8 protein-coding genes are annotated in these 8,753 nt (G+C 64.5%); all 8 read right to left on the bottom strand.

The window, feature by feature from the left end:
* Positions 1-845 (bottom strand): cell division protein FtsA (ftsA, locus tag EOA75_RS23965; protein WP_127325334.1); only part of this gene is annotated, 845 nt, incomplete at its 3' end.
* Entirely contained in the window at positions 842-1,783 is a 942-nt protein-coding gene (locus tag EOA75_RS23960) for a cell division protein FtsQ/DivIB (protein ID WP_127240106.1), read from the bottom strand. The genes ftsA and EOA75_RS23960, both read right to left, overlap by 4 nt.
* Positions 1,771-2,697: a D-alanine--D-alanine ligase gene (locus EOA75_RS23955; protein ID WP_095802420.1), complete on the bottom strand. Its 927-nt coding sequence runs from the start codon at positions 2,695-2,697 to the stop codon at positions 1,771-1,773. Before EOA75_RS23955 ends, EOA75_RS23960 begins: the two co-directional genes overlap by 13 nt.
* Positions 2,698-3,007: 310 nt before the next feature.
* On the bottom strand, positions 3,008-3,973 hold the full coding sequence (murB, locus tag EOA75_RS23950; protein ID WP_127325333.1) for a UDP-N-acetylmuramate dehydrogenase: 966 nt from the start codon (positions 3,971-3,973) through the stop codon (positions 3,008-3,010).
* Positions 3,970-5,376 (bottom strand): UDP-N-acetylmuramate--L-alanine ligase, encoded by a 1,407-nt coding sequence (gene murC / locus EOA75_RS23945; protein WP_095802418.1) that lies wholly within the window; start codon positions 5,374-5,376, stop codon positions 3,970-3,972. Before murC ends, murB begins: the two co-directional genes overlap by 4 nt.
* Positions 5,373-6,497, bottom strand: coding sequence for an undecaprenyldiphospho-muramoylpentapeptide beta-N-acetylglucosaminyltransferase (gene murG, locus EOA75_RS23940; RefSeq protein ID WP_127325332.1), 1,125 nt, complete (start codon positions 6,495-6,497; stop codon positions 5,373-5,375). The genes murC and murG overlap by 4 nt, the downstream gene beginning before the upstream one ends.
* Before the next feature lie 6 nt (positions 6,498-6,503).
* On the bottom strand, positions 6,504-7,655 hold the full coding sequence (gene ftsW, locus EOA75_RS23935; RefSeq protein WP_067329044.1) for a putative lipid II flippase FtsW: 1,152 nt from the start codon (positions 7,653-7,655) through the stop codon (positions 6,504-6,506).
* On the bottom strand, positions 7,655-8,753 hold a 1,099-nt coding region (gene murD / locus EOA75_RS23930), incomplete at its 5' end, for a UDP-N-acetylmuramoyl-L-alanine--D-glutamate ligase (RefSeq protein ID WP_127325331.1). The genes ftsW and murD, both read right to left, overlap by 1 nt.

Raw genomic sequence — 8,753 nt, 5'->3', positions numbered from 1 at the left:
ACCGCGACCTGGTTTCCATCCAGCCGCTCGGCGGCGTCGAGCGAAGTCGACAGCCCCTTGGCCATGTCGAGCGTCACATGATTGCCGCCGATGGCGATGGCGTCGCCATGCACGAACTTGCCTTCCGAGAACACCGAGATCGTGGTCGTGCCGCCGCCCATATCGATGCAGGCCGCGCCCATTTCGAGCTCGTCGTCGACCAAAGCCGCGAGACCGCTGGCATAGGGCGTCGCCACCATGCGCTCGACCGACAGATGCGAGCGGTTGATGCAAAGCTCGAGATTGCGCATCGGCGCAGCATCGCCGGTCAGCACATGCATATCGACGCCCAGCGTCTCCCCGACCATACCGCGGGGATCCCGCACGCCGCGCTCGGCATCGAGCGAGAAGCCGACGGGAAGCGAATGAACCACCTCTCGCTCGGCCCGCAGCGCCTGCTTGGCGCCGGCAGCGAGCACGCGCTTGATGTCGGCTTCCTCGACCTGATGGCCGCCGAGATTGATGGTTGCCGAAAAGGCCTCGCTCTTCAGCCGGCCGGCCGTCATGTTGACGATAAGGGAATCGACGGTGAGCCCCGCCATGCGCTCGGCGGCGTCGACGGCGAGACGGATGGCATGCTCGGCGCGGTCGAGATCGACCACGACGCCCGACTTAACTCCCTGCGACTTCTGATGGCCGATGCCGATCACCTGCATGCGATGCGAGCGTCCGCGCAACAGCTTGCCGTCCTCGCGCGGCTTCAGCTTCGCCACCACGCAGCAGACCTTGCTCGAGCCGACATCGAGCACCGTCAGCGTGCCCGACCGGCGCGAAGAGGCATCACCGCCGCCGCCAAGCCAGCTCATATCTTCGTCTCCGGCTTGCGTTTCGTCAGGGTCTTCGGCTTGTCGCTGAGCGCGGCTTCGCGCTGCGTCGCCGCTTCCGGCGAGAGCTCGACGACCAGGCGATCGGACAACCGCATGTCGACGGCAGCGATGTCGCGCGTTAACAGTCCGTCATCATGGTCAAGCTTGACGAGCTCGGCGATCGCCTGATCCTCGCCGTCTTCCGGCAGCTTCACGGTGATGCCGTTCTCCAGCTTGAGATCCCAGCGCCGCTCGCCGACACGAATATAGCCTTTGACCCGCGCCGCCAGCTCGGGATAGCGCTTGATCCTCTCCAGGAAATCCGGCGCCTTGGCCGGCGCGCCCGTGCCGATGATCAGCGGCAGCAAAGCCTGCTTGCCGCCCGAGAACGGCGCGATCACCTCGCCCGACCGCTCGATGACCGAAAGCGAATTGCCCTGCTGCCAGAGCGCGAAGGGCTCACGTTCCTCGACACGGACCTCGAGCGTGTGAGGATAGATCTTGCGCACCGCTGCAACCTCGACCCAAGGCAATGTCGCGATGCGCTCGCGCGCAGCCTCGGCATCAAAGCCGATCAGCGACGTCCAGCCATCGAGGCCGAGGCGGTCCAGTATATCGATCTCGGAAGTCTGGCGATTGCCGACGACCTTGATCTGGTCGACGGCAAAACCGGTTCGGGCCGTCACGCCCTGCACGATGCTGTCGGCGTAGCCGCCGAGATAGGCCCCGTAGGCTCCGGCGGAAGCCAACAAGGCAGCCGAGAGGATCGCAGCCGAGAAGCGCGGCGCCTCGTACTCGCCATCGCAGAGACGGGCAAGCAAACGCACCGGCCGCCGCAGCTGGCGCGGCAACACGAAATGGTCGAACGACAGCGGCACGCCGAACAGCGCAGGCCCAGTCCCGCGACCTTTGCCCTGGCCCCACCTCAACGCAGACACGAAGCGTCCTCCACCATCCAACTCAACAATTCGCCGAACGAATGCCCCGCTTGCGCGGCGATTTCAGGCACCAGAGACGTCGGCGTCATGCCCGGCTGGGTGTTGATCTCGAGCCAGACAACCTCGCCGTTTTCGGAGTGACGGTCGTCGTAACGGAAGTCCGACCGGGAAACGCCCCGGCAACCGATAGCAAGATGAGCCTTGAGGGCCAGTGTCTGTATTTTTTGGTAAATATTCGGTGAAATTTTTGCAGGGGTTTCGTGTTTTGATCCACCCGGGACGTACTTTGAATCGTAGTCGTAGAAGGAATGACCGGTCGGGATGATTTCACAGACCCCGAGCGCCACGTCACCCATCACCGCGCAGGTCAACTCGCGCCCGTGGATGTAGCGCTCGACCATGACGATCTCGCCATACTTCCATTCGGACGAGCCGATGACTTGCGGCGGATGCGACTGCCCCTCGTGCACGATGACGACGCCGAAGCTCGAGCCTTCATTGACCGGCTTCACCACGTAAGGCGGCTTCATCGGATGCTTGTTCTGGACGGAGAAGCGGTTGACCACCTTCGATTCCGCGACGGGAATGCCGGACGCCTTGGCGACCTTCTTGGCCTGCTCCTTGTTCATGGCCAGCGCCGAAGCGAGCACGCCCGAATGGGTGTAGGGAATTCCGAGATATTCGAGAATTCCCTGGATGGTGCCATCCTCGCCGAACGGGCCATGCAGCGCGTTGAAGGCGACATCGGGCTTGAGCTCGGCAAGCAGAGACCCGACATCGCGCGAAACATCGACGCGGGTGACCTGATAGCCTTCATTCTCGAGCGTATCCGCACATGCCTTCCCCGACGACAGAGACACGGGCCGCTCCGAGGAAAATCCCCCCAGGAGAACAGCCACATGCTTCTTCTTCATCCCGCCTTCCCCTTTCACGCCGGGCCTGCAACCAATATTTCCGCACGCAACATTTCCGCACATTGAGTCCGAGTCTTCCGGCAGGTTGCCCCCCAGACGGAAAACGCGGGTAACGCGTCAAACGACTCAAATCAGGAAACGCTTTAGAGCAGAGAATCAGAGAGTTGATTCCCTGGCAAGTACCTATGATTCCGAGAGATTCACTTTCCGCGAAAACGGGCGAGAAAAGTGTGTTGTTGAGTCTTTGCGGTAACGCTTGACGGCGTCGCCGACGACGCAAGTTCAAGCACTACTTGAACATCACAGCGAGCTAAAGAAGCTGGCCCAGGAACTCCTGCACCGCGTGACCCGGCCGGAAGTTGCCCAGCCGCTTGATCTCCCAATGCAGGCGGATGCCCGAATTTTCCAGCACCCGCGCGCGCACCGTCTCGCCGAGATATTCGAGATCGTAGCCGGTCGCCGTGCCGGTGTTGATCATGAAGTTGCAGTGCATCGGAGACATCTGCGCGCCGCCGATCATCAGCCCGCGACAGCCGGCCTTGTCGATCTCTTTCCACGCCGACGAGCCTTCCGGGTTCTTGAAGGTCGAACCGCCGGTCTTCTCGCGGATCGGTTGTACCGTCTCGCGATGGTTCTGCACGGCGTCCATCGCCGCCTTAATCGCAGCCTTGTCTTGCGGGATGCCCTCGAAGATGGCCGAGGTAAAGATCAATCCGCCAGGCGCCGACGAATGGCGGTAGGCATAGCCCATATCCGCATTGCTCAGCGTATGGACATTACCTGCGCGATCGAGCGCCCGCACCTCGACCACGCGCTCGCGCGTCTCGACGCCATTGGCGCCAGCATTCATCCTCAGCGCCCCGCCGACAGCGCCCGGAATGCCGTGATAGAAATGGAACCCGCCGATGCCGGCTTCATAAGCCACGGCGGCCAGGCGCTTGTCCGGCGTTGCCGCGCCAGCCTTGATGGTGGTCGATCCCGTGACTTCGGCCTCGCCAAAGCCCTTGGCGGAGAGCCTCACCACAAAACCGGGGATGCCGCCGTCGCGCACCAGAAGGTTTGAGCCGACGCCGACGACCGTGATCGGGATTTCCTCCGGCACCGCGCGCAGGAAGGCCGCGAGATCCTCCTCGTCGGCCGGCTGGAACAGCGCTTCCGCCAGCCCGCCGGCACGGAACCAGGTGATCTTGTCCATCTCGGCATTGGGCGTGACGCGGCCGCGCAGGCCGGCAAGCTTGTCGCCGAGCTTGTAGATCAGGTCTTGGCCGCGCATCATGAGGGGGCCCCACCGAGTTCCTTGGGCAGCGCATAGGCCCATTGCGTGATGTTGCCGGCGCCAAGGAAGATGACGAAGTCGCCCGGCTTGGCAAGTTCGCGGACGGCCGGCGCGACCGCCGTCGGGCCTTCGATATAGCGCGCGTCGCGATGGCCGCCGGCACGGATGCGCGACACCAGCGCGTCCGAGGTCACGCCCTCGATCGGTTCCTCGCCGGCCGCGTAAACGGGCGCCACCATGACCGTGTCGGCATCGTTGAAGCAGACGGAAAACTCATTGAACAGATCGTGCAGCCGGGTGAAGCGGTGCGGTTGCGCAATCGCGATGACGCGGCCCTTTGTGGCCCCGCGCGCGGCCTTGAGCACCGCCGCGATCTCCACCGGGTGGTGGCCGTAATCATCGAAGACCTCGACGCCGTTCCAGGAACCGGTGTGCGTGAAACGCCGCTTGACGCCGGCGAAGGATGACAGGCCTTTCTTGATGGCTTCGGCGGACAGACCGAGCTCGTGCGCGACCGCGATCGCCGCCGTCGCGTTGGAGACATTATGGCGGCCGGGCATGGGCAGTCGCAGACCTGTGATCGTCGTCGTGCCCCGTCCCTTGCGGTCGCGGATCACCACGTCGAACTCGGATGTAGCTCCGTCCATGCGATGATTGGCGAAGCGCACGTCGGCCTGGGCGTTCTCGCCATAGGTGATGACGCGCCGGTCCTCGATGCTGCCGACCAGCGCCTGCACCTCCGGATGGTCGGTGCACATCACGCCGAAACCGTAGAACGGTACGTTCTCGACGAACTGGCGGAAGGCCTCGCGTACCTTGTCGAAGCTGCCATAGTGGTCGAGATGCTCGGGATCGATGTTGGTGACGACGGCGATGTCGGCCGGCAGCTTCAGGAACGTGCCGTCGCTCTCGTCGGCCTCGACCACCATCCACTCGCCGTCACCCATGCGGGCATTGGTACCATACGCGTTGATGATACCGCCATTGATGACGGTCGGATCGAGCCCGCCGGCTTCGAGCAGCGTCGCGACCATGGAGGTGGTCGTCGTCTTGCCATGCGTGCCGCCGATGGCGACCGCCTGGCGGAAGCGCATCAGCTCGGCCAGCATCTCGGCGCGGCGCACGACCGGCAGCAGTTTCTCGCGCGCCGCCCTGAGCTCGGGGTTGGATTTCTTGATGGCGGTCGACACCACGACCACCTCGGCCTCGCCGATGTTCTCGGCCTTGTGGCCGACGAAGCATTCGATGCCCTTGTCGCGCAGCCGCTGCACATTGGCGCCGTCCGCCTGATCCGAGCCCTGCACCTTGTAGCCGAGATTGTGCAGCACCTCGGCAATGCCGCTCATGCCGATGCCGCCGATGCCGATGAAATGCACGAGGCCGATCGTCTGCGGCATCTTCATGCGCGCGTCCTCCTGTAGTCGGAAACCGTTTTGCCGGACGCAATAGCCTCTGTCAGATCGGCGAGCAACCGCGCCGCGTCGGGTTTTCCGGCCGAGTGGGCAGCCGCAGCCATTGCGGTCAGCCGGCCGGGATCCTCCATCAGCCCGCCGACCAGCGCGGCGATCCGCTCGGCCGAGAGCGTCGATTGCTGATGGACCTCGGCCCCACCGGCGGCGGCAAGTGCCGCGGCATTCGCCGCCTGGTCGTGATCGAGCGCATGCGGGTAAGGCACCAGCAGCGCCGGGCGTCCGATGACCGCGATCTCCGATACGGTCGAGGCACCGGACCGCGACATCACCAGATGTGCGGCCGCCATGCGCGCCGCCATATCGGTGAAGAAGGGCGAGACCTGCGCGTCGACGCCGAGATCGGCATAGGCGGTCTTCACTCGCGCCACGTCTTCCGCGCGCGCCTGCTGGGTGATCGCCAGCCGCTTGCGCTGCGCTTCGGGCAAAAGCGCTATCGCCGCCGGCACAGCATCGGAAAAGAACTGCGCACCCTGGCTGCCGCCGAAGACCAGGAAGCGGAACGGCTCGCTGGCATCCGACGCGACATAAGGCGATTTCGCCGCTTCAAGTATCTGCGGCCTCACAGGATTGCCCGTGGTCACCGTCTTGGCGCCGGCCGCGCTTTCCCCCTCCGGCAGGAAACCGCCGGCAATCGCATCGACCCGGCTCGACAGCGCCTTGTTGGCACGGCCCATGACGGCGTTCTGCTCATGGATCAGCGTCGGCACCTTGCGCCGTGCCGCCGCATAGAGCGGCGGCAATGTCGGATAGCCGCCGAAGCCGACGACGACGTCGGGCTTGATCCTGGCGATGACACGCCCCGCTTGCCGCACGCCTTGCCAGATCGCCCAGAAGGCGGCGAGCACGGCGAAGGGATTCTTCGAGCCCAAAGTCGCCGAGCGGATGGAGTGGATCGCGGCGGCGGGAAAGTGGCCGGAGTAGCGCTCCGCGCGGCGGTCGGTGGCAAGATGCACCTCCCAGCCCCGCTCGATCAGCTCATGCGCAAGCGCCTCGGCTGGGAACAGATGTCCGCCCGTTCCGCCGGCCGCCAGCAGGATGACACCCCTCGACATCCCGCCTCATTCCGCCGGCATGGCGCGCTGCGAGAAGGCGTAGCCAATCTGCTTGCGCTTTTCGGGATGCCTGCGCGTCAGCGCCAGCACCATGCCCATCGAGACGGCAATCGCGATCTGCGAGGAGCCGCCGTAGGAAATGAAGGGCAGCGTCATGCCCTTGGCCGGCATCAACTGTAGGTTCACGCACATGTTGATGGCCGACTGCAAGCCGAAAATGGTGACGAGCCCGCCGACGGCGTAACGGGTGAAGTCGTCATGCTCCTTGAGCGCGATGCTCAATCCGCGCAGCACGATGAAAGCGAAAATCGACATGATGAAGAAGCACATGATCAGCCCGAACTCCTCGCCCGCGACCGAAAACACGAAGTCGGCGTGGCTGTCGGGGATGACCCGCTTCACCGTGCCCTCGCCTGGGCCGACGCCGAACCAGCCGCCATTGATCAGCGCCTCGCGGCCCATGTCGACCTGGAAAGTGTCGCCTTCGCCGGTGAGGAACTTGTCAATGCGGGCGGCCACATGCGGAAACACTGTATAGGCCGCGAACACGCCGCCGACGCCGGCAGCCCCCAGCGCGACGATCCAGAACCACGGCAGGCCGGCCATGAAGAACATCACGCCCCAGGTGCCCAGCACCAGCATGGTCTGGCCGAGATCCGGCTGCGCGATCAGCAGCGAGATCACCAAGGCCAGCAGCAGCATGGCGAACAGATTGCCGGGAATGTCTGGCTGGCGCTTGTGCTCGGCAAACAGCCAGGCGCAAATGATGACAAAGGCCGGCTTCAGGAACTCGGACGGCTGGATCGAGAGCCCGGCCAGCGATACCCAGCGCCGCGCGCCCTTCACCTCGACGCCGATATAGAGAACCGCCACCATCAGCACCAGCATGATGCAGATCATCGCCAGCGACATGCGCCTTATTTGTCGCGCTTCCAGGAAGGAAACCGCGAGCATCACGACGAGCGCCGGGATGGTGAAGATGATCTGTCTTGTGGCGAAGTGGAAGCTGTCGAGACCGATGCGCTCGGCGACCGCCGGGCTTGCGGCGAAGGACAAGACGATGCCGAGCCCCATCAGCGACAGAAATGCCGCCAGGAACCAGCGATCGATCGTCCACCACCAGGTTGCGACCGGACTTTTGTCGAGACGGCTTTGCATCAACGTGGCCCTCCGATGGGTTTCACCCCATCAATAGCAGTCGCAGCTTGCCTGAAGGCTTCGCCGCGAACCTCGAAATTCTTGAACTGGTCGAAACTGGCGCAGGCCGGCGAAAGCAGGACGACGGCCTCGCCGCCGGTGTCGCCCGCGGCGTCATGGGCGGCGTGCTCGACCGCGGCCGCCAACGTTCCGGAAATTTCGTAAGGCACCGCCTCGCCGAGCGTGGCGGCGAAAGCGGGAGCGGCCTCGCCGATCAGATAGGCCTTGGCGATGCGTGGGAAGAAACCGCGCAGCGGCTCTATCCCGCCTTCCTTGGGCAGGCCGCCTGCGATCCAATAGATGCGGTTGAAGCTCGACAGCGCGGGAGCCGCCGCATCGGCATTGGTCGCCTTGGAATCGTTGACGAACAGCACATGATCCTTGCGGCCCACCTGCTCCATGCGGTGCGCCAGCCCCGGGAAGCTTTCCAGCCCCGCCTGGATCTCGCCGAGTTCCAGCCCGACCCTGAGGCAGGCGGCCACGGCGGCGAGCGCGTTCTGCGCATTATGCTGGCCGCGCAGCGAGCCGATGCCTTCCAGGAATGCGATGCGGCTGTAGCGACCGTGCACGGCTTCCATCAGATTCGTGCCGTCAGCGAAATAGCCGTCGGTCAGCGGCAGGCGCTTGGAAATGCGGATCACTTGCCGGCCTGCCCGCTCCAGCCGGTCGGCGATCTGGGCGCACCAGGAATCGTCGACGCCGATGATCGCGGTGTCGCTGCCGGCGACCAGCCTTTCCTTGATCGAGGCGTAATGGGCCATGGTGCCGTGGCGGTCGAGATGGTCGGGCGTCAGATTGAGCAGGATGCCGGCGGTCGGATTGATCGAGGGCGCGAGATCGATCTGGTAGGAAGAGCACTCCACCACATAGTGCCGTTCGGCCTCGGGCGGATCGAGCGTCATGATCGCGCGGCCGATATTGCCGCCCATCTGGGTGTCGCGTCCGGCCGACTTCAGGATGTGCGCCGTCATCGCTGTGGTCGTCGATTTGCCGTTGGTGCCGGTGATCGCGACGAAGGGTGCGGCCGGCGCGCGCTGGATGCGCTCGCGGCAGAACAGC

It is taken from the genome of Mesorhizobium sp. M1A.F.Ca.IN.022.07.1.1, from assembly GCF_003997575.1.
Lineage (GTDB): Bacteria > Pseudomonadota > Alphaproteobacteria > Rhizobiales > Rhizobiaceae > Mesorhizobium.
This window is presented reverse-complemented; position numbering and strand designations above follow the sequence as displayed.

What these genes read in the sequence shown, in the direction of transcription:
- ftsW (WP_067329044.1), bottom strand. Translation starts at nt 7,655, where the DNA reads ATGCAAAGCCGTCTCGACAAAAGTCCGGTCGCAACCTGGTGGTGGACG.
- EOA75_RS23955 (WP_095802420.1), bottom strand. Translation starts at nt 2,697, where the DNA reads ATGAAGAAGAAGCATGTGGCTGTTCTCCTGGGGGGATTTTCCTCGGAG.
- murB (WP_127325333.1), bottom strand. Translation starts at nt 3,973, where the DNA reads ATGATGCGCGGCCAAGACCTGATCTACAAGCTCGGCGACAAGCTTGCC.
- murG (WP_127325332.1), bottom strand. Translation starts at nt 6,497, where the DNA reads ATGTCGAGGGGTGTCATCCTGCTGGCGGCCGGCGGAACGGGCGGACAT.
- murC (WP_095802418.1), bottom strand. Translation starts at nt 5,376, where the DNA reads ATGAAGATGCCGCAGACGATCGGCCTCGTGCATTTCATCGGCATCGGC.